The organism is Microbacterium terregens (assembly GCF_039534975.1).
GTDB classification, from domain to species: Bacteria; Actinomycetota; Actinomycetes; order Actinomycetales; family Microbacteriaceae; genus Microbacterium; species Microbacterium terregens.
In genome coordinates this window covers 597238-618153 of the sequence record NZ_BAAAWH010000001.1, presented here as the reverse complement: position 1 = coordinate 618153, position 20916 = coordinate 597238, and the positions used below count along the sequence as shown (strand labels likewise).

19 protein-coding genes are annotated in these 20916 nt (G+C 69.4%); 10 read left to right on the top strand and 9 right to left on the bottom strand.

The window, feature by feature from the left end; all coding sequences use genetic code 11:
- Positions 1-58 precede the first annotated feature (58 nt).
- The 3 genes from ABD655_RS02860 to ABD655_RS02850 all read right to left on the bottom strand — a co-directional run bounded on the left by ABD655_RS02860 (position 59) and on the right by ABD655_RS02850 (position 3649).
- Positions 59-1423 carry an aldehyde dehydrogenase family protein gene (locus tag ABD655_RS02860; RefSeq protein ID WP_344711530.1) on the bottom strand — a complete coding sequence of 455 codons (1365 nt, stop codon included), beginning with the start codon at positions 1421-1423 and terminating at the stop codon, positions 59-61.
- Positions 1420-2223 (bottom strand): gamma-glutamyl-gamma-aminobutyrate hydrolase family protein, encoded by an 804-nt coding sequence (locus ABD655_RS02855; RefSeq protein ID WP_344715645.1) that lies wholly within the window; start codon positions 2221-2223, stop codon positions 1420-1422. The genes ABD655_RS02860 and ABD655_RS02855 overlap by 4 nt, the downstream gene beginning before the upstream one ends.
- 70 nt (positions 2224-2293) lie before the next feature.
- Positions 2294-3649 carry a glutamine synthetase family protein gene (locus ABD655_RS02850; protein WP_344711529.1) on the bottom strand — a complete coding sequence of 452 codons (1356 nt, stop codon included), beginning with the start codon at positions 3647-3649 and terminating at the stop codon, positions 2294-2296.
- Positions 3650-3825: 176 nt separating this feature from the next.
- On the opposite strand from ABD655_RS02850, the gene ABD655_RS02845 reads away from it, so the two are divergent.
- A complete protein-coding gene (locus tag ABD655_RS02845) occupies positions 3826-5385 on the top strand; it encodes an amino acid permease (RefSeq protein WP_344715643.1) in 1560 nt (519 codons plus the stop codon).
- 389 nt (positions 5386-5774) lie between these two features.
- Here ABD655_RS02845 and ABD655_RS02840 read toward each other — a convergent pair whose 3' ends face one another.
- Complete coding sequence (locus tag ABD655_RS02840) at positions 5775-6485, bottom strand: hypothetical protein (RefSeq protein WP_344711528.1); 711 nt, start codon at positions 6483-6485, stop codon at positions 5775-5777.
- A gap of 90 nt (positions 6486-6575) precedes the next feature.
- On the bottom strand, positions 6576-7193 hold the full coding sequence (locus ABD655_RS02835) for a TetR/AcrR family transcriptional regulator (RefSeq protein WP_378720909.1): 618 nt from the start codon (positions 7191-7193) through the stop codon (positions 6576-6578).
- A 97-nt stretch (positions 7194-7290) separates the two neighbouring features.
- Here ABD655_RS02835 and paaZ point away from each other — a divergent pair, with 97 nt between their 5' ends.
- Positions 7291-9360 carry a phenylacetic acid degradation bifunctional protein PaaZ gene (paaZ, locus tag ABD655_RS02830; RefSeq protein ID WP_344711527.1) on the top strand — a complete coding sequence of 690 codons (2070 nt, stop codon included), beginning with the start codon at positions 7291-7293 and terminating at the stop codon, positions 9358-9360.
- 140 nt (positions 9361-9500) lie between these two features.
- Here paaZ and paaI read toward each other — a convergent pair whose 3' ends face one another.
- Positions 9501-9908, bottom strand: coding sequence for a hydroxyphenylacetyl-CoA thioesterase PaaI (gene paaI / locus ABD655_RS02825; protein WP_344711526.1), 408 nt, complete (start codon positions 9906-9908; stop codon positions 9501-9503).
- A 63-nt stretch (positions 9909-9971) separates the two neighbouring features.
- On the opposite strand from paaI, the gene paaA reads away from it, so the two are divergent.
- The 6 genes from paaA to ABD655_RS02795 are packed head-to-tail and all read left to right on the top strand — an operon-like array spanning position 9972 to position 14622.
- Entirely contained in the window at positions 9972-10973 is a 1002-nt protein-coding gene (paaA, locus tag ABD655_RS02820) for a 1,2-phenylacetyl-CoA epoxidase subunit PaaA (RefSeq protein ID WP_344711525.1), read from the top strand.
- A complete protein-coding gene (paaB, locus tag ABD655_RS02815) occupies positions 10973-11338 on the top strand; it encodes a 1,2-phenylacetyl-CoA epoxidase subunit PaaB (protein ID WP_378721001.1) in 366 nt (121 codons plus the stop codon). The genes paaA and paaB overlap by 1 nt, the downstream gene beginning before the upstream one ends.
- Positions 11335-12204, top strand: coding sequence for a 1,2-phenylacetyl-CoA epoxidase subunit PaaC (gene paaC / locus ABD655_RS02810; RefSeq protein ID WP_344711523.1), 870 nt, complete (start codon positions 11335-11337; stop codon positions 12202-12204). The genes paaB and paaC overlap by 4 nt, the downstream gene beginning before the upstream one ends.
- Positions 12201-12713, top strand: a complete 513-nt coding sequence (paaD, locus tag ABD655_RS02805) for a 1,2-phenylacetyl-CoA epoxidase subunit PaaD (protein WP_344711522.1) — start codon at positions 12201-12203, stop codon at positions 12711-12713. The genes paaC and paaD overlap by 4 nt, the downstream gene beginning before the upstream one ends.
- Complete coding sequence (gene paaE / locus ABD655_RS02800; RefSeq protein WP_378720905.1) at positions 12710-13843, top strand: 1,2-phenylacetyl-CoA epoxidase subunit PaaE; 1134 nt, start codon at positions 12710-12712, stop codon at positions 13841-13843. The genes paaD and paaE overlap by 4 nt, the downstream gene beginning before the upstream one ends.
- 8 nt (positions 13844-13851) lie before the next feature.
- The gene (locus ABD655_RS02795; RefSeq protein ID WP_344711520.1) at positions 13852-14622 is read left to right on the top strand and encodes an enoyl-CoA hydratase/isomerase family protein; all 771 of its coding nucleotides are present in this window, start codon (positions 13852-13854) and stop codon (positions 14620-14622) included.
- A 17-nt stretch (positions 14623-14639) separates the two neighbouring features.
- Here the strand turns inward: ABD655_RS02795 and ABD655_RS02790 are convergent, their stop codons facing one another.
- Both ABD655_RS02790 and ABD655_RS02785 read right to left on the bottom strand, forming a co-directional pair.
- Entirely contained in the window at positions 14640-15143 is a 504-nt protein-coding gene (locus tag ABD655_RS02790; protein WP_344711519.1) for an amino-acid N-acetyltransferase, read from the bottom strand.
- 259 nt (positions 15144-15402) lie between these two features.
- Positions 15403-17931: an ATP-dependent Clp protease ATP-binding subunit gene (locus ABD655_RS02785; RefSeq protein WP_344711518.1), complete on the bottom strand. Its 2529-nt coding sequence runs from the start codon at positions 17929-17931 to the stop codon at positions 15403-15405.
- A 294-nt stretch (positions 17932-18225) separates the two neighbouring features.
- Here ABD655_RS02785 and ABD655_RS02780 point away from each other — a divergent pair, with 294 nt between their 5' ends.
- Complete coding sequence (locus ABD655_RS02780) at positions 18226-18840, top strand: hypothetical protein (RefSeq protein ID WP_344711517.1); 615 nt, start codon at positions 18226-18228, stop codon at positions 18838-18840.
- Entirely contained in the window at positions 18837-19070 is a 234-nt protein-coding gene (locus ABD655_RS02775) for a helix-turn-helix domain-containing protein (RefSeq protein ID WP_344711516.1), read from the top strand. Before ABD655_RS02780 ends, ABD655_RS02775 begins: the two co-directional genes overlap by 4 nt.
- A 523-nt stretch (positions 19071-19593) precedes the next feature.
- Here ABD655_RS02775 and ABD655_RS02770 read toward each other — a convergent pair.
- Positions 19594-20583 carry an endonuclease domain-containing protein gene (locus ABD655_RS02770; protein WP_344711515.1) on the bottom strand — a complete coding sequence of 330 codons (990 nt, stop codon included), beginning with the start codon at positions 20581-20583 and terminating at the stop codon, positions 19594-19596.
- Positions 20584-20916: the final 333 nt, after the last annotated feature.

Genomic DNA, 20916 nt, shown 5'->3' with positions numbered 1-20916 from the left:
GCCCTCGGGAGGATGCGAATTGGGGACACGGAATCGGCGCGGGAGAGTGCCATGCTCATCAGGCATCGCCCGTCGCGTAGAAGACGTTCTTCGTCTCTGTGAAGTGCTCCGCCGCATCGGGCCCGAGCTCGCGGCCGAGCCCTGAGGCCTTCATACCGCCGAAGGGCGTCGTATAGCGGACCGACGAGTGCGAGTTGACCGACAGGACGCCGCTCTTCACGGCGCGCGAGACGCGCACCGCGCGGCCGAGGTTCTCGGTCCAGATCGACCCGGCGAGGCCGAAGATCGTGTCGTTGGCGAGGCGGATCGCGTCGGCCTCGTCCTCGAACGGCAGCACCGCGACGACCGGGCCGAAGATCTCGTGCTGGGCGACGCGGTCCCGCGGCGATTCGGGCAGCACGACGGCCGGCGCGAACCAGAAGCCCGGATCGTTGGGTGCCGAGCCTCGGAAGGCGACGCGTGAGTGCTTCACGAACGGGATGACCGAGTCACGGTGCGCTGCCGAGATGAGAGGACCCATCTCGGTCGCCTCGTCGCGCGGATCACCGACGCGCCAGTCGGCGACGGCGGGTTCGAGCAGCTCGAGGAAGCGGTCGAACACAGAGTGCTGTACGAGGATGCGGCTGCGGGCGCAGCAGTCCTGACCCGCGTTGTCGAACACGGCGCCCGGGGCCGATGCGGCGGCCCGCTCCAGATCGGCGTCCGCGAAGATGATGTTCGCGCTCTTGCCGCCCAGCTCGAGCGTCACGGGCTTGAGCGCGCGGGCACAGCCGGCCGCGACATCCGTTCCCACCTCCGTCGAGCCGGTGAAGACGACCTTGCGCACGTCGGGATGCGTGACGAATCGCTGCCCCACGACCGACCCCGACCCGGTGACGACCTCGAACAGCCCCTCGGGCAGACCGGACTCCAGGGCGAGCTCACCGAGCCGCATCGCCGTCAGCGGTGTCAGCTCGGCGGGCTTGAGTACCACCGCGTTGCCGGCGGCGAGCGCGGGCGCGAAGCCCCACGCGGCGATCGTCATCGGGAAGTTCCACGGCACGATGATCCCCACGACGCCGTACGGCTCGTGGAAGGTGACATCGATGCCGCCGGCGACCGGGATCTGCTGCCCCGACAGCCGCTCGGGCGCTCCCGCGTAGAAGTTCAGCACCTGCGCGACATGGGACGCCTCCCAACGGGCGGAGCTGATCGGATGCCCCGAGTTCATCACCTCGAGTTGGGCGAGCTCCTCGATCCGAGCCTCCACGGCGCGCGCGAACGACCGCAGCGCGTCCGCTCGGGCGACGGGGGGCAGCGCTGCCCAGGATCTCTGCGCCGTGACCGCGCGAGCGATCGCCGCGTCCACCTCGCCGACCCCGGCTCGAGGCACCTCGCGGATCGGCGCAGCCGTCGCTGGATTGATCAGTGTGAACGTGCTCACGGCATCGCCTCCGATGTGGGCTCGTGCTCGGATGGGCGCGCGGCGCCGTACCGGGACGCGGCATGGATGGATGCTTGGGCGACCAGTCCCGCGAAGAGCCGCCGGTCTTCGGTGTCCTGCTCGGGGTGCCACTGCACGCCGAGCACGTATCCGGCCTCGGTGGACTCTACGGCCTGGACGAGCCCGTCGTCGGTGCGCGCGGTGACGACGAGACCGTCGCCGAGCCGGTCGACGCCCTGGTGGTGGTAGCTGTGGACCACGAGGTCGCCCTCGCCGACGATGTCGGCCAGCGCGGTGCCGTCGTGGACCGCCACGGTGTTGGAGGCGAAGACGCCCCCGCCGACGCGGTAACGTTCCGTGCCCAGCGACTCGGGCAGGTGCTGCTGGAGAGTCCCTCCGCGTGCGACGTTGACCAGCTGCAGGCCTCGGCAGATCGCCAGCACCGGAATGCGCCGCTCGTCCGCGCCGCGGAAGAGCGACAGCTCCCAGGCGTCCCGCTCCGGGCGGGGCGGGTCGGTGCGCGGATGCCGCTCCGCCCCGTACAGCTCGGGCTGCACGTCGAGCCCACCGGTCAAGATGAGGCCGTCCAGTCCGTCCAGAACAACGGATGCCGCGAGCTCGGGATTCGGCTGCGGCGGCAGCAGCACCGCGACCCCGCCCGAGGCGGCGACGGCGTCGAAGTAGACGTGCGGCAGGAACGCGGCGCGGACATCCCACACGCCCTGCTTGGCCTGCTCGAGATACGTCGTCAGGCCGATGACCGGCGCGCGTCGGTGCGACCCCGCGGTCCCCGAGCCCACCCGCCCGGTGCCCGAGTCCACCCGCCCGGTCCCCGAGTCCACCCGCCCGGTCCCTGAGCTCGTCGAAGGGTCAGAGGCGTTCGAAACCACGGATCCGCTCCCAGTCGGTCACGGCCGCGTCGTACGCCTCGACCTCGATCCGCGCCTGGTGGAGATAGTGATCGACCATCTCGTCGCCGAAGGCCTCCCGGGCGATCGCGGACTGCTCGAACAGCTGCGCCGCCTCCCGCAGGGTCGTCGGCAGGTGGTCGACACCCGCCGTGTACGCATTGCCGGCGAGTGGTTCGGGCAGCGGGAGTTCGTTCGCGATGCCGTGCAACCCGCCGGCGATGATCGCGGAGATGCCGAGGTAGGGGTTGAGGTCGCCGCCGGGAACCCGGTTCTCGACCCGCAGTGACGGGCCGTGTCCGACGATGCGCAGAGCGCACGTCCGGTTGTCCAGGCCCCAGGCGACGCCGGTGGGGGCGAAGGACCCCTTCTGGAAGCGCTTGTACGAGTTGATGGTCGGGGCGTACAGCAGGGTGAACTCGCGCAGGGTCGCCAGGATGCCGGCGATCCAATGCCCCATCAGCGGGCTGAACCCGTACTCGCCGTCACCGGCCATCACCGGCCCCCCGCCCTGGTCGCGCACCGAGAGGTGGACGTGACAGCTGTTGCCCTCGCGCTCGTTGAACTTCGCCATGAACGTGATCGACTTGCCGTGCTTCTCGGCGATCTCCTTCGCGCCGTTCTTGTAGATGGTGTGCTGGTCGGCCGTTTCCAGGGCCTCGGCATAGCGGAACGCGATCTCCTGCTGACCGAGGTTGCACTCGCCCTTGACGCCTTCGCTGTACATGCCGGCGCCGTCCATCCCACGGCGGATGTCGCGCAGCAGCGGCTCGAGCCGGCCGGAGGCGAGGATGTCGTAGTCGACGTTGTAGTCCGTCGAGGGCTTCAGGTCCCGGTAGCCCCGCGCCCAGGCATCCCGATACGTGTCGTCGAAGACGAGGAACTCCAGCTCCGTGCCGGCGTATGCCGTGAGCCCGCGCTCGGCCAGGCGATCCCGCTGATGCGTGAGGATCGCGCGCGGCGACTGCACGACCGGTTCGCCGCCCTGCCACGCCAGATCCGCCATCACCAGCGCGGTGCCCTCCAGCCACGGCATGCGCCGCAGGGTGTCGGGGTCCGACAGCAGCATCATGTCGCCGTAGCCCTTCTCCCAGCTGGACATCGCGTAGCCGTCGATGGTGTTCATATCGACGTCGACCGACAGCAGGTAGTTGCACGCCTCGGCGCCGTGCGGCAGCACCTCCTCCTGGAAGAAGCGAGCCGACACCCGTTTGCCGACCAGCCGGCCCTGGGCGTCGGGGAAGGCGACGATCACGGTATCGATCTCGTCGGCCGCGATCGCCGCGTTCAACTCCGAGACGCTGAGGTTTCCTGGCATCCGTCACCCTCCCTGAGCGCGCAGGCTGCGCGCGGCACGAGCGCGATTCCGGGCGTCCGCGCTGCGTCCACTGTAATCAGAAAGTTCGTTTCAAAGGTAGACAGAACCCACCTTTAGGCATCACAATCATGCCCATGGCGCCCGCTCCGCGCCGCACCCGACTGCTCGGAGGATCGATGACTCAGTCCAGCAATGTGCCCGCTCGCAGTGACTCGGCCAAGGTCGCCGGAGCAACCTATACACGGGCGGGTGAAGGGTACTTCGAGAAGAGGACGCTGAAACGGTCAGCGGGAATCTGGGGCCTGTGGGGGCTGGCGGTCGCCGCGGTCATCTCGGGCGACTTCTCCGGGTGGAACTTCGGCATCGACTTCGCCGGATTCGGCGGCATGCTGATCGCCTTCGTGATCCTCGTCGCGATGTACTACGGCATGATCTTCTCGATCGGAGAGATGGCGGCCGCGATGCCGCACACCGGCGGCGCCTACTCGTTCGCGCGATCGGCGATGGGACCCTGGGGCGGCTTGATCACCGGAGCGGCCGAGACCATCGAGTACGTCGCGACCACGGCGGTCATCGTGTACTTCTCCGCCTCGTACGCCGACGCGATCACGACCGAGCTGCTGAACTTCTCGATGCCGACCTGGGTGTGGTGGATCATCCTCTACGTCGCATTCATCGCGCTGAACTCCTCGGGCGCTGCCATCTCGTTCCGGTTCGCGATCGTGGTCTCGATCATCTCCATCGGCATCATCGTGGTCTTCTCGCTCATGTCGCTGTTCACCGGCGCGTTCTCGTGGGACGCGCTCTGGAACATCGAGCCCGATCCGGGGCAGACGGCATTCCTGCCCCACGGGTTCTTCCCGATCCTGTTCGCGCTGCCGTTCGCCATGTGGTTCTTCCTCGGGATCGAGGAGCTGCCGCTCGCGGCGGAAGAATCCCACAACCCGGTGCGCGACATTCCGAAGGCGGGATTCTGGGCCCGCGGCACGCTGATCGTCACGGGCCTGCTGGTGCTGTTCCTCAACACCGGAGTCATCGGCGCGGAGGCGACGGGCGTGGCCGCGGAGCCGCTGCTGGACGGATTCCGGGCGATCGTCGGCGACCAGCTCGCCGCGCTGCTGGCCCTGTTCGCGCTGGTCGGGCTGCTGGCCTCACTGCAGGGCATCATGTTCGCCTACGGACGCAACATGTACTCGCTCTCGCGCGCGGGCTACTACCCGAAGTTCCTCTCGCTCACCGGCAAGCGGCAGACCCCGTGGGTCGCCCTCGCGGTGGGCGCGGTGATCGGGTTCATCGCCCTGGTCGTGCTGGACAGCCTTGCCGCCGTCAACGAGGGCGCAGGCGCCGTGGCAGGCGCGATCGTGCTGAACATCGCGGTCTGGGGCGCGGTGCTCGCGTACCTGCTGCAGATGATCTCGTTCATCATCCTGCGCAAGAAGTTCCCGAACGCGAGCCGACCGTACGTCAGCCCGTGGGGGATCCCCGGGGCGGTCATCGCCGCGGTCATCGCTGCGCTGATCTTCGTCGGCTTCCTCCTCAACCCGACGTTCCTGCCGGCCATCATCGCCATCGGAATCGTCTACGTCGTGATCCTCGTCGGCTTCGCCGTGTCGTTCCGCCACCGCCTCGTTCTGTCTCCCGAGGAGGAGTACGCGCTGTCCGGCGGCACGCATCGAGACCCCCAGGCAGAGGGATATGACGCGATGGAGTCGGAAGTCTTCGGCGACAAGTCCTAGCATGGGGGAAGCGGGGTCGGAGTGGTCCGGGGGGATACTCCGGCCCTGCGTTCTTTCCCGAGCGTGACGATCAGCCGTCCGAGCGACGGGAAATCGATTCTCATCAGGAGTATTCGGTGACCGGTGCGCGACGCGGAGCCGTCGCCGCTCGCCTCTGGAGCGCCGTCCGTCGAACCACACCGGCGCCCGCCTGAGGGGAAAAACATGGCCCCCTCGGACCACCCCCTGCGCGGGGGATGACTCGAGAGGGCCACATGCTCACCGTGGGCTCGTATTTCTCGCTGGGGACGAAATGCTGCTGGGGACAGCTAGGAGCCGATAGAACCGGGAGCTGATTCAAGATTACGCGGGTGTCGAAGAACCGTCTGTCCCCTCTTCGGGGGACAGGTTCAGTAGAGGAAGATCTGCTTCGACTGCGTCGAGGGGATGCCGCCGATTTCGACGCTGAGATGGTACGAAGCCCCGTCGCCGGGCGCGACCTGCCGGTCGCCGGCGCCGCAGTCGCCGACCGAGGAGCGGGTGCGATCCCAGGTGAGCGGAGCGGCGCTGGAGACGGACTGACCCGCCGCAAGGAGCACGAGCATGTCGCTGGGTTCGGTCTGACAGTCCGTGGAGCGCCACCAGACGTCGTCGCCGCTGACGATGAGAAACGACTGCTTGCTCGTGCCCACGTTCAGCGTGCAGTCCGTCGAGCCGGCGTTGGTCAGCCGGATCGACAGCTGCGGATTCTGACCCGGGTCATAGGTGTCCTGATCGGTGAGCGGCTCGACCGTGACATCCCGCGCCATACAGGCCTTGGCGGTGGGGGTCGCGGTGTCGGAGGGTGCCGCGGAGGGCGAGGGAACAGCATCCGCCGTCCCTTCCGGGGTCGGCGCTCCGCTCGGCGTCGGGGTCGACGTCCCGGGTACGGGGAGGTCGCTGACGCCACCCTGCACCGAGGTCGGTGTCGGGTCCGGTGCGGTCGCGGATGCTCCTCGCCACGGTTGTGCGATGAGCACCCACACGAGCGCGGCGGCAGCCAGCAGCGCGAGCAGCAGCACGATGCGCCGGCGCCGGTAGACCGCCGGCGACAGCCGTCTGCGGGGAGGTGCGGCGCTCATGCCTCCAGGCTAAGCCCGCGTCGCGAGCCGCTCCGGGTCGGCGCGCCCCTTTCGGACATCGGCCTCGCGACCGCGGCGCAGCGGCCGTCGTCAGCGGGTGCGGAGGCCGTCCAGCGCGACCGACATCACGTCGGATGCGAGCTCGGCGGCACCCTCCGGACCGGTCGGTCGGTACCACTCGACAATCGAGTTGACCATGCCGAACAGCAGGCGGGTGGCGACCGAGGCATCGACGTCCGCGCGTACGGTGCCCTCCTCCTGCGCGGCACGCACCATTCCGGTGACCTCATGATCGAAGGCACGGCGACGCCCCAGCGCCTGCCGCTCGACATCGCTGTTGCCGCGGACCCGCAGGAGAAGCGTGACGAAGGGAAGTTTGTCGACGAGGACGCGGACCGCGCCGCGCAGCACGTACCCGAGCCGTTCGCCGGCGCCGCCCTCGCGCGCACCGGGCTCGGAAAGCACTCCCTCGAGTCCGCCCAGGGCCTCTTCGAGCGCGACACCCAGCAGGTGCTCCTTCGAATCGAAGTGGTGGTACAGCGCGGACTTCGACAGGCCCAGCCGGGCGGCCAGCGACGACACCGAGGTCGCGTCGTAGCCCTGGGTGATGAAGACCTCGACCGCGATCTCGAGGATCTGCCGCCGGTCGTATCCCGGTCGCCCCCGACGTGCGGGGGCGAGGGCGGCTGCGGCGGTGATATCGGGCACGCCTCCAGTGTGGCACCCGCATCCGTCGGCGAGCGCTTTTCCTGAACGATCGGTAAGGTATTGGCGAGTGCGACGACCTACACCTACGGAGACACTGATGAGCGGCATCCTGCCCAGCTATATACAAGGCGCGTGGTGGACCCCCGCAGACGATGCGGGCGCGACGGACGTGCGCGACGCGTCGACCGGCGAGGTCGTCGCCCGGGTGAGCACGGCAGGACTCGATCTCGGCGCCGCGCTCGAGTACGCCCGGACCGTCGGCCAGGCGAGCATCGGAGCACTCACGTTCCACGAGCGGGCGGTGCTGCTCAAGAAGCTGGCGCTGGCGCTGACCGAGCGCAAGGACGAGCTGTACGCGCTGTCGGCGCGCACCGGTGCCACGAAGGCCGACTCCTGGGTCGATATCGACGGCGGCATCGGCGTGCTGTTCTCGTACTCGGGCAAGGCGCGACGCGAGATGCCGAACACGCGCGTCTTCGTCGACGGGCCCGTCGAGCCGTTGTCCAAGGACGGCTCGTTCCTCGGCCGGCACATCTACACGCGGCTGCCGGGGGTGGCCGTCCAGGTGAACGCCTTCAACTTCCCCGTCTGGGGCTCGCTGGAGAAATTCGCCCCCGCGTTCCTCGCGGGCATGCCGACGCTGGTCAAGCCCGCGACGCCGACCGGCTACCTGGCCGAGGCGTTCGTGCGCATCCTCGTCGACTCGGGACTGCTGCCGGACGGGGCGCTTCAGCTGGTGAGCGGCAGTGTGCCCGGTCTGTTCGATCACCTGCGTCTGGGCGACATCGTCGGCTTCACCGGCAGCGCGACGACGGCCGAGATGCTGCGCGCGCACGACAGCGTCCAGACCGGTGGAGTGCGATTCACCAGCGAGACCGACTCGATCAACGCGTCCGTGCTCGGACCCGATGCGGTCGCCGGAACACCGGAGTTCGAGGCCTACGTCCGTCAGCTCGTCACCGAGATGACCTCGAAGGCCGGACAGAAGTGCACCGCGATCCGCAGGGCACTGGTCCCCGCCGCATCCGTCGACGCCGTCATCGAGGCCGTGCGCGCCCGCATCGCCGAGCGCGTGGTCGTCGGAGACCCGCGTGCGGACGGTGTGACCATGGGCCCGCTCGCCTCCACCGCGCAGCGCGACGACGTGCTGGCGCAGGTCGCGCGACTCGAAGCCGCCGGTGGCGAGGTCGTGATCGGCTCGACCGGCACGCCGTCCGTGACTCGCGCCGACGGCTCGGTGGGCGAGTCCCCCGACGGCGCCTTCGTGACGCCGCTGATGCTGCGATTCGCGGATGCCGCGGCCGACGCCGTGCACCAGCTCGAGGCGTTCGGTCCGGTCGCGTCCGTCCTCGCCTACGACACGGTCGCCGAGGCCGCTGATCTCGTCGCGCGCGGCGGCGGATCGCTCGTCACCAGCATCGCGACGCACGACCCGGAGGTTGCACTGGAACTGATGAGCCGGATCTCGGCGTTCAACGGCCGCGTGCTGCTGCTGGACCGCGACGACGCCCGCTCCTCGACCGGACACGGCTCGCCGCTGCCGAATCTGGTGCACGGCGGTCCGGGTCGCGCCGGTGGCGGCGAAGAGCTCGGCGGCATCCGCGCCGTCCTTCACCACATGCAGCGGACCGCCGTGCAGGGCTCACCCGAGATGCTCACCGCGCTCACCGGCGTCTGGCACGCCGGTGCTGCCGCCAACTCCGCGGGGCGGCATCCGTTCCGCAAGTCCCTCGCGGAGCTGCGGATCGGAGATCAGATCGTGTCGGCCTCACGGGAGGTGACCCTCGCCGACATCGAGACGTTCGCGCACTTCACAGGCGACACGTTCTATGCCCACATGGACGAAGAGGCCGCAGCGGCGAACCCGTTCTTCCCTGGCCGGGTCGCGCACGGGTATCTTCTCGTCTCGTGGGCCGCCGGACTGTTCGTCGATCCCGAGCCGGGTCCGGTGCTCGCCAACTACGGACTGGAGAACCTGCGCTTCCTCACGCCGGTCTCGCCCGGCGATGAGATCCGGGTCGAGCTCACGGCGAAGCAGATCACGCCGCGCGAGACCGACGAGTACGGCGAGGTGCGCTGGGATGCCGTCATCCGCAACCAGAAGGACGAGGTGGTCGCGCAATACGACGTGCTGACCCTCGTCGCCAAGCAGCTCGCCGCCGCCTGAGGCCGAGCCTGCCGGCCGTCCCCGCGCACAACGTCGCTGATCCGGCCGTCACGCCACCCTGAGGTGCGCCGGGCCAGCCCATCGGCGCCGATCGGCGACGTTGTGCACGGCGTTGCTACTGGTCGGCGTGCACGGCGTTGCTACTGGTCGGCCAGGGTGCGGTCCGTAACCAGCGACCGCCCGCGGACCTCGGCCACGACGTCGCCGGTCTCGTCGGTGACGGTGACGTCGTAGAGCCCGGACCGCCCGTTGCGCGCACGCCGGACCGCGGTGGCCGTCAGCGTCTGCCCGGTCGTCGTCGACTTGAGGAACGTCACATCGGCGCCCTGCGCGACCGTGATGCGCTCGTCCTCGTTGCACGCGATCGCGAAGGCGGTGTCGGCGAGGGCGAACACGAGCCCGCCGTGGGTGATGTGGAAGCCGTTGGTCATGTCGTCGCGGACTCGCATCGAGACGACCGCTCGACCCGGTTCGTCGTGCTCGACGACCATCCCGAGTGCCGCCGAGGCGAGGTCTCGCTGCATCATCGCTTTCGTGGGTCGCTCCATGTCTGCCATAATAACTAAACGATCGTTCTGTAAACCACCGTTCCGTCCAGGCAGGAGTCGACGATGACCACCGCACAGCTCAGCACCGTCGAGCCGGAGCTCACCGACGAAGAGCGCCGCTTCTCGGAGATCATCGCGGCGGACTCCCGCGTCGAGCCGCGCGATTGGATGCCGGACGCCTACCGCCGGACTCTGATCCGGCAGATCTCGCAGCACGGCCACTCCGAGATCATCGGCATGCAGCCCGAGGGAAACTGGATCACCCGAGCACCGAGCCTGAAGCGCAAGGCGATCCTGATGGCCAAGGTGCAGGACGAGGCGGGCCACGGACTGTACCTCTACTCGGCCGCCCAGACCCTCGGCATCACCCGCGACGAGATCACCGAGCAGCTGATCACCGGCAAGGCGAAGTACTCCTCGATCTTCAACTACCCGACACCCACCTGGGCCGACATGGGCGCGATCGGCTGGCTCGTCGACGGAGCCGCGATCTGCAACCAGGTGCCCCTGTGCCGCGCGTCGTACGGTCCGTACGGCCGCGCGATGGTCCGGATCTGCAAGGAGGAGTCGTTCCACCAGCGCCAGGGCTTCGAGATCCTGCTCACTCTCATGCAGGGCTCCCCCGCCCAGCGGGAGATGGCCCAGGATGCCGTGAACCGCTGGTACTGGCCCAGCCTGATGATGTTCGGCCCGCCCGATGACCAGTCCCCGAACTCCGCCCAGTCCACGGCGTGGAAGATCAAGCGGTTCTCGAACGACGAACTGCGGCAGCGATTCATCGGGATGCTGGTTCCCCAGGCCGAGGCGCTGGGCGTCACGCTGCCCGATCCTCACCTGCGCTGGGACGAGGAGACACAGCAGTACGCGCACAGCGAGATCGACTGGACCGAGTTCTTCGAGGTGCTCGCCGGGCGTGGACCGATGAACGCCGAGCGCCTGCGGGCGCGTCGGGAGGCACACGAGAACGGCGCCTGGGTGCGAGAGGCCGCCGCCGAGTATGCACGCAAGCGTCTCGATACGCGCGCTCCGCGACCACCGAGCGATGCCGAAGGGGCGGGGGCGTGATGGGCACCCTCCCCACGCCCCCTCCGGGCGGCGCCGACGCGCCGGCCGGAGCCTCCGGGCGCGTGGGCCCAGGCGCATCGCCCACCGAGCAGTGGCCGCTCTGGGAGGTCTTCGTGCGCGCCAACCGCGGACTCAGCCACGTGCACGCCGGGTCGCTGCACGCCCCCGACGCCGAGATGGCCGTGCGCAACGCCCGCGACCTGTACACCCGACGCGGGGAGGGCACCTCCATCTGGGTCGTGCCCGCGGACGCCATCACGACGAGCGACCCTGATGCGAAGGGCGCGTTCTTCGAGAGCCCAGCCGGCAAGAACTACCGGCACGCGGCGTACTACAAGGCCTCCGAGGGGGTGCCGCACCTGTGACTGGCGCAGACGAAGAATCCCACGTCCACGGGTCGGTCACCGTCGACGAGATCGAGCTCGCCGCCGAGCTCGCCGGGAGCGGCGACGCGGTCGCCTCCCCCGATGTCGCCGAATACGCGCTCTGGCTCGGCGACGATGCGCTGATCCTGTCCCAGCAGCTGGGGTGGTGGATCGCGCGGGCCCCGGAGCTCGAGGAGGACGTCGCGCTGGCCAACATCGCCCTCGACCTGCTCGGCCACGCCCGCTCGCTGCTGCGGTATGCCGGGAGCGGCATGCCGGCACGTGCCGGGACGGCCGGGACAGCAGACCGCCGCACCGAGGACGATCTCGCCTACTTCCGCGACGAGCACGAGTTCCGCTGCGCGTGGATCGTGGAGCAGCCCAACGGCGACTTCGCCCAGACGATCGCCCGGCAACTCGTAGTCGCGACCTACATGTTCGAGCTGTACTCGGGGCTGCGTCACTCGCGGGACGAGACGCTGGCCGCGATCGCCGAGAAGTCCCTGAAAGAGGTCGACTACCACCGCGACCACGCCATCCAGTGGGTGCTGCGCCTGGCCGGCGGCACCGAGGAGTCCCGAGCCCGGATGATCCGCGCCGTCGAGAACGTGTGGCCGTACGTCGACGAGCTCTTCCGCGACGAGCCCGTCCTCGACCGCCTGGAGGGCATCGCGGTGCGCCCGTCGACCCTGCGCGACGGCTTCGACGCCGTGATCGCGACGGTCTTCGCAGAGGCGGAGCTGGACGTGCCGCAAGGCTTCGTCTCGGCCGGGGGCGGGCGGCGCGGCACGCATTTCTCGACGTTGGGCTATCTGCTCGCCGAGATGCAGGTGCTCGCGCGACAGCATCCGGGGGTGACCTGGTGAGACCTCCCGCAGTCGCGCACCCCGTGCACTCGCGCGAGCACGCGTGGACGGTGGCGGCGACCGTCACCGATCCCGAGGTGCCCGTGCTCACGATCGAAGACCTCGGCGTGCTGCGCGAGGTCGAGGTCGACGGCGACCGGGCGACCGTCACGATCACGCCGACGTACAGCGGATGCCCCGCGCTCGAGGCGATGCGCGACGACGTGGTCCTCGCCCTCACCGCAGCCGGATACGACACCGTCGACGTGCGCACCACGCTGACACCCGCGTGGACGACGGACTGGATGACGGATGCCGGCAAGCGCAAGCTGACCGAGTACGGCATCGCGCCGCCATCCGGCCGTGCCGCGCTCGGGCAGGGGCCGATCCGTCTGCGCCTGGCCGTCAAGTGCCCGCGGTGCGGATCGCTCGACACGCACGAGGTCTCCCGCTTCGGCTCGACCTCCTGCAAGGCCCTCTACGAGTGCCGGGCGTGTCTCGAGCCGTTCGACTTCTTCAAGGTGCTGTGAGCGCGCCGGTGAACACCGCCACGCGCCGCCGGGCACGCTTCCACGAACTCGAGGTCGCCGAGGTGCGCCCGCTCACGGCCGAGAGCATCGAGGTGACCTTCGCGGTCCCGCCCGAGCTGCAGGGCGACTACGACTACCTGCCCGGCCAGTACGTCGCGCTGCGCGCGCACGTCGACGGGCGCGAAGTCCGCCGCAGCTACTCGATCTGCCGGCCGCCGTCGTCCGCCGGATCGCCAGGCTCGGGGACCGAGCTGTCCATCGCCATCAAGCGCGACCTCGGCGGCCTGTTCTCGGTATGGGCCCACGAGAACCTGAAGGCGGGAGACCGCGTCGACGTGATGAGCCCCGAGGGAACCTTCACCTCGAACCTCCCCGACCTCGACGGCGCGCACCTGGCCGGGATCGCCGCCGGCTCGGGCATCACGCCGATGATGTCGCTCGCGGCATCGGTCCTCGCCGCATCGCCGACCGCCCGCTTCACGCTCGTCTACACCAACCGCGCGACGCAGGACGTGATGTTCCTGGAGGAGCTCGCCGATCTGAAGGACCGCTACCCGGCACGCCTGGCGCTGCACCACGTGCTCTCCCGCGAGCAGCGGGCGGCCCCTCTGCTGTCGGGTCGCATCGACGCTCAGAAGCTCGACGCGATCCTCGACAAGCTGGTGCATCCGGCATCCGTCACCGAGTGGTTCCTGTGCGGGCCGTTCGAACTGGTCACCCTGTGCCGCGACACCCTGGCGCGTCGCGGAGTGCCGGCGGGCGACATCCGCTTCGAGCTGTTCACGACGGATGCCGACGAGCCCCGCGTCGACCGTGGCCGACCCGTCGACGTGCGCCCGGGCGACGAGACGCGCACCGTCGAGTTCACCCTGGACGGGCTGTCCTCGACCGTGCAGTCGCCCGTCGCGGCGAACGAGGCGATCCTGGATGCCGCGCTCCGCGTCCGCGGCGACGTGCCGTTCGCCTGCGCGGGCGGGGTGTGCGGCACATGTCGCGCCCGCCTGGTCGAGGGCGACGTGCGCATGACGCAGAACTTCGCGCTCGAACCCGACGAGATCGAGCGCGGGTACGTGCTGACCTGCCAGTCCCATCCGACGACCGATCGTGTCGTCGTGGACTACGACGTCTAGGAGCCGCAATGATCGACCTCACCATCGCAGATGACGTCGCGCACGTCGTGCTGAACGCCCCCGCGAAGCGCAACGCGCTCGATGAGTCGGCGCTGGGCGAGCTCGGCCGCGCGTACGACGCCGCCGAAGCCGCCGGAGTGCGCGCGCTGATCCTGCGCGGCGAGGGGCCCGCGTTCTGCGCAGGCCGCGACATCTCGGACGTCGATCCGCGCGACGACGACGTGCTGGGGTACCTGAGCGGACTGGTCACCCCGCTGCTGCGGCGCATGGCGGCCTTTCCCGCCCCGACGTTCGCGGCCGCGCAGGGCGCGTGCCTCGGCGTCGGCCTGGGGCTGCTGATCGCGACGGATGTGGTCTACGTCGCCGACACCGCCAAGATCGGCTCCCCGTTCGCGGCCCTGGGGGCGACCCTGGACTCGGGCGGACACGCGCTGTTCTACGAGCGCCTCGGCGCTCACAAGACCCTCGACCTGATCTACACCGGGCGCCTCATGAGCGGCACCGAGGCGGTGCAGTCCGGTCTCTTCTCACGCGTGTTCCCCGGCGACGACGTGCTGCCCGCGACGGTGGAGGCGGCATCCCGTGCGGCCTCCGGCGCCACCGCGGCGTTCCAGGCGAGCAAGGCACTCGTGGCGCGGATCCGCGACGAGCGCCTCGCGCTGTGGGATGCCGTGGATCTGGAGAACGCCGCGCAGGCCGCGCTGTGCGATACGGACGACTATCGAGAGGGTTTCGCGGCGTTCCAGCAGAAGCGGCCGGCGGTGTTCGTCGGGCGCTGAGCGGCCGCTCTTGCCGTCTAGAGGTGCTTGAGCATCCGCGTATTGCCGAGCGTGTTCGGCTTGACGTGGGCGAGGTCGAGGAACTCCGCGACGCCCTCGTCAGGGCTGCGAATGAGCTGCGAGTACACGTCGGGATCGACGATCTGCTCGCCGATCGGGGTGAATCCTCGGCGGGTGAAGAAGTCGACCTCGAACGTCAGACAGAACAGGCGCGTCAGGCCGAGACCGCGCGCGTTCGCCTCGAGGGCCGTCACGATCTCGCCGCCGACCCCGTGGTGCAGCCACTCGTCCGCGACGATCAGGGTGCGGACCTCGCCGAGGTCCTCCCAGATGACGTGCAGGGCGCCGCATCCGATCAGCTCCCCGGCCGGATCCTCGGCGACCACGAACTGCTGAACGGCCTCGTACAGGACGACGAGGTCCTTGCCGAGCAGGATCCGCCTCTGCACGTACGGCTCGAGCAGATCACGGATGCCGCGGATATCCGCCGCCCGCGCCGCCCGCACCGTGTATTCGCTCACCGACCCAGCCTACGGCCGCGTCCGCCTTTCCCAGGATCGCCCCCCTCGTTCACTTGCCCTGTTTGTACGCGGAAAGGCGCTCCCGGCGTACAAACAGGGCAAGTGAACGGGGCGGGCACGGGCTCGCGCGGACCCACGACGACGAAGAGCGGATGCTCCCCACGCCCTCTCCACGCATCGCGTCGCGCTGCGTGGAGCCTCGGGGCGCGTGGGCCCACAGCATCCGCTCTTCGCTTTCCGGGCTCCGCCGGATCGAGGCTTACTCGCCCGTCGCGACCGCGAGGTCGGGAGTCGAGCTGATCTCGCCCGCCGAGGTGATGCCGACGGCGACCTTGTCGCCGCGCGGGCCGTTCTCGAAGACGAACTCACCGTCCACGGCGTCGACCTTGACGTGGTCGCCCGCGTTCAGCTCGCCGTGCAGGATGCGCTCCGACAGCCGGTCCTCGACCTCGCGCTGCATCGCACGACGCAGCGGCCGCGCGCCGAGGGCGGGGTCGAACCCGATCTCGATGAGCTTCTCCTTGGCGGCCTGCGACAGCTCGATCGTCATGTCGCGGTCCAGCAGCCGGTCGCCGAGGCGCTTGGTGAACAGGTCCACGATCTGGATCAGCTCGGGCTTGCTCAGCTGCGGGAAGACGATGATGTCATCGACACGGTTGAGGAACTCGGGCTTGAAGTGCCGCTTGAGCTCTTCCTGCACCTTGCCCCGCATGCGGTCGTACGACGTCGCCGTGTCGCCCTCGACCTGGAACCCGACCGGGCCGCCCGCGATGTCGCGCGCACCCAGGTTGGTCGTCATGATGATGACGGTGTTCTTGAAGTCGACGACACGACCCTGACCGTCCGTCAGACGACCCTCCTCGAGGATCTGCAGGAGCGAGTTGAAGATGTCCGGGTGGGCCTTCTCGATCTCGTCGAACAGCACCACGGAGAACGGCTTGCGGCGCACCTTCTCGGTGAGCTGACCGCCCTCTTCGAAGCCGACGAACCCGGGAGGGGCACCGAAGAGCCGCGACACGGTGTGCTTCTCGCCGAACTCCGACATGTCGAGCGAGATCAGCGCGGCCTCGTCGTCGAACAGGAACTCCGCGAGCGCCTTGGCCAGCTCCGTCTTTCCGACGCCGGTGGGCCCGGCGAAGATGAACGAGCCGTTCGGGCGCTTCGGGTCCTTGAGCCCGGCGCGCTGGCGGCGGATCGTCTTGGCGAGCGCCGAGATCGCCTCTTCCTGGCCGATGACCCGCTGGTGCAGGGCCTTCTCCATGAAGACCAGACGGCTGGACTCCTCCTCGGTGAGCTTGAACACCGGGATGCCGGTGGCCTGAGCGAGAACCTCCGCGATCAGACCCTCGTCGACCACGGCGTGGGTCGCGACGTCGCCGCTCTTCCACTGCTTCTCCAGGCGCAGGCGCTCGGCCAGAAGTGACTTCTCCTCGTCGCGCAGCGACGCGGCCTTCTCGAAGTCCTGGTCCTCGGACGCCTGCTCCTTCTGCTGGCGCACATCGGCGATCTTGTCGTCGAACTCACGCAGCTCGGGCGGCGACGAGAGGATCGACAGGCGCAGGCGGGCGCCGGCCTCGTCGATCAGGTCGATCGCCTTGTCCGGCAGGAAGCGGTCGCTGACGTACCGGTCGGCAAGATTCGCGGCGGCCACGATCGCGCCGTCCGTGATCTGCACCTTGTGGTGCGCCTCGTAACGGTCGCGCAGCCCCTTGAGGATGTTGATCGCGTGGGGCAGGCTCGGCTCGGCGACCTGGATCGGCTGGAAGCGACGCTCGAGGGCGGCATCCTTCTCGAAGTGCTTGCGGTACTCGTCGAGGGTGGTCGCACCGATCGTCTGGAGCTCTCCCCGTGCCAGGAGCGGCTTGAGGATGGATGCCGCGTCGATCGCGCCTTCGGCGGCACCGGCCCCGACCAGCGTGTGGATCTCGTCGATGAAGACGATGATGTCGCCGCGGGTGCGGATCTCCTTGGTGACCTTCTTCAGTCGCTCCTCGAAGTCGCCGCGGTAGCGGGACCCGGCGATGAGCGAGCCGAGGTCGAGCGAGTAGACCTGCTTGTCCTTGAGCGTCTCGGGCACGTCGTTCTTCACGATCGCCTGCGCGAGACCCTCGACGACGGCGGTCTTTCCGACACCGGGCTCGCCGATCAGGACGGGGTTGTTCTTGGAGCGGCGAGACAGGATCTGCATGACCCGCTCGATCTCCTTCTCGCGCCCGATCACCGGGTCGAGCTTGTTCTCGCGCGCAGCCTGCGTGAGGTTGCGACCGAACTGGTCGAGCACCGCAGAACCTCCCTGAGCGGCTTGGGTGTTGTCGTGTGCGGCACCGCTGACGGCGGCGGGCTCCTTGCCCTGGTAACCCGAGAGCAGCTGGATGACCTGCTGGCGCACCTTGTTGAGGTCGGCGCCGAGCTTGACCAGCACCTGGGCCGCGACGCCTTCGCCTTCGCGGATCAGGCCGAGCAGGATGTGCTCGGTGCCGATGTAATTGTGACCGAGCTGCAGCGCTTCGCGCAGGGACAGCTCGAGCACCTTCTTGGCGCGCGGCGTGAAGGGGATGTGGCCGGTCGGCTGCTGCTGCCCCTGGCCGATGATGTCCTGCACCTGCTCGCGCACGGCGTCGAGCGAGATGCCCAGCGACTCGAGCGCCTTGGCGGCGACACCTTCACCCTCGTGAATGAGACCGAGCAGGATGTGCTCGGTGCCGATGTAGTTGTGGTTGAGCATCTTCGCCTCTTCTTGGGCGAGCACAACCACACGACGGGCACGGTCCGTGAATCTCTCGAACATCATCCATTCCTCCGGCACTGGGCCAACGGGCGCACTGGGAGCGCCTTACATCGAGGGTAACGACGGGCGGATGCCGTTACGCCGGTGTTCGCCATGGGCATAGCGCCTTGGCACCGCCGGCGCGGTGGAGTATCGCGGACGGTTGACACCGGCATCCCCTCCGCATATCGTTTCTCGATAATAACGATTATCGATATGAATCTGTCGAGCGGCGCATCCCTGGCCGGCCCGCGCTCGAGCGAATGACGCTGCGGGAAGGCTTCCTGGGCAGCGCGAAATGGAAGGACTCCTCTGATGACCACTCCCGCAACTGTGTCCCAGAGCATCGAACGGGGCATCCTCGGGCTGTTCGTCGCCGCGGCCGCGGTCGTCGGAATCCTGCTGCTGCTGCCGCCCATCCGCCAGATCGCCCAGATCGCTGCCGGCACCACCCCGGTGGGACTGCTCACGGACGCGGAGGTTCCGCACGCCGCATCCGGGGCAGGCGCGGGCATCCAATCGGCGACGTTCGAGACGGCGTGGGTTCTCGCGACCGGCCTCGGCGACGCCACCCGGGGCCTCGTGGCGGCCGGGATCGGATTCGGCGCGCTCACCGCCGCGACCACCGCGGGGGCGATCGTCTACTTCTTCTTGCTGCTGATGTGGAAGCGCCCCTTCCACCGATCATTGGTCGTCGCGACCCAGATCGCCGGCGGTGCGCTGCTTGTCGGCAGCGTGCTCTCCGGCGGGCTGGGAGGGCTCGGACGCATGATGGCCGCCTCGGAGCTCAACCCGATCGCCGGCGACGTCTTCCTCGTCGGGTTCTCCTTCGAGCCCGGGGTTCTGCTGGCCGGCGTCGCCGTGCTCGCGCTGTCGTTCGTGTTCGATCGCGGGCAGCGCCTGCAGCGCGACACCGAGGGACTCGTGTGACCCCCGCAGAGGACGAGGGTCCGAGCGGCGTGCACTGCCGGCTCGACGAGCTGCTCGAGGCGCGGGGAATGACGCTGACCCGGCTCTCGGAGCTGGTCGGGGTCTCGGTCGTGAACCTCTCGGTGCTCAAGAACGATCGCGCCCGCGCGATCCGGTACTCCACCCTCGCCGCGCTCTGCCGCGTGCTGGACTGCGAGATCGGCGAGCTGCTGGTCCTGCGCGAGCCGTAGCGCGCGCGCCGCGCCCCCTGGTGCTCCGCAGTCCGTTTCTGCGGGCGTGTACCCGGGGTGTCCCGCAACTACTGACTGCGGAGCACACGCACGGCGCGGACCGGTGCTCCGCAGTCGGTTTCCGCGGGACGCGCGCGCGGACGCCGCGGCTTCTGACTGCGGAGCGCATACGCGGCGCGGGTCCCCCGGGCTCCGCAGTCCGTTTCTGCGGGACGCACGCGCGCGGATGCCGCGGCTTCTGACTGCGGAGCGCACTGCGCGGACCCGGTGCTTCGCAGTCGGTTTCTGCGGGACGCACGCGGACGGACGCCGCGGCTTCTGACTGCGGAGCGCACGCACGGCGCGGACCCGGTGCTCCACAGTCCGTTTCCGCGGGACGCACGCGGACGGATGCCGCGGCTTCTGACTGCGGCACACATACGCGGCGCGGCCCCCGTGGCTCCGCAGTCGGATTCCGCGGGACGCACGCGCGCGGATGCCGCAACCACTGACTGCGGAACACATGCGCGGCGCGGCGCGCGGGTCACACGTCCGCGCGGGACCGACGCGCCTGCCGCACCCGCCGCACGAGCGCGGATGCACCGTCGAAGACATCGGACTTGGTGACCCGGACGACGAACCACCCCATCGCGGCCAAGGCCTCGTACCGCGCGATGTCCTTCGCCCACTGCGCGGGATCGGTGAGGTGCTGTTCGCCCTCGTACTCGATCGCGATCATCAGCTCCGGATAGGCCAGGTCGACGCACGCGACGAGCTCGCCCGTCTCGTCGCGGACGGCGAAGTTCAGTTCTGGTTCCGGCATCCCCGCGTCCACGAGGATCAGCCGGCATCGCGTCTCCATGCGCGAAGCCGAGCGGACGCGCACGCGGGGCAGCGCGCGGCGGAGCGCCCGGATGCCGACCCGACGACCGGCGGCCGCTGCGGCACGGAGCTGGTCCGGCGTTGCGAGGGGCGGAGGGTCGTCGCGGAACATCTGCTCCCGCACGACCGCGTCACCGACGGCGACGAGGTCGTACTCGTCCACGATGACGGCCCCGAGCATCGCCCACGTGCTCGCAGCGGTCGTCAGGCGCACCCCGGACAGCCCGTGCTCGATCACCCGCGCGCTCCCGGGTCTGACCTGGTGCCCCCGGACGCCGGCGTGACGCGGATGCCGCAGCGGGGAGAACACTCCGACGTCGAGCGGCCGAAGGCGACCGAACGTGTCGCGCAGAAGCGACGACGGTACCGGAAGCCCCCAGAGGACCGCCGCCGTGACGTGGGTGAAGTACTGGTTCGCCGGCATCGTGCGCGCGAACGCGATGGCCCGTGCGCGCAGTTCGCTCGCGGCCGTCTCACCCGCGCTCAGCGCCGAGGTCCGCGGCCGGAAGCCGTCAGCGCGGACGACACGCAGGCCGCGATACGGCGCCTCGAGGTCCCGCGCGCGCAGCCGCGAAGGCGTAACCCCCGCGCGACGGGCGTCCGCCACGGTGAACACGGAGCCGAGATGTGGCGGAAGCGACGGACGCGGCATCCGTCCACGCTGACGTCCGCGCACACTTGCGCGCGACCCATCGCGCACGTACTGGGGACAACCTCGGCGTGCGCGCTGCGCGGGAGGAGTCGCCGACGCCGGCGCTCCGCAGTCACATTCCGCGCGCGAGCGAGCACAACGGCCGCAGAAAGCGACTGCGGAGCGAAACGTCCCGGCGCTCCGCAGTCACATTCCGCACGCGAGCGAGCACAACGGCCGCAGAAAGCGACTGCGGAGCGAAACGTCCCGGCGCTCCGGAGCCACTTTCCGCGCGCGAGCGAGCGTAGGGGTCGCAGAAAGCGACTGCGGAGCGAAACGTCCCGGCGCTCCGCA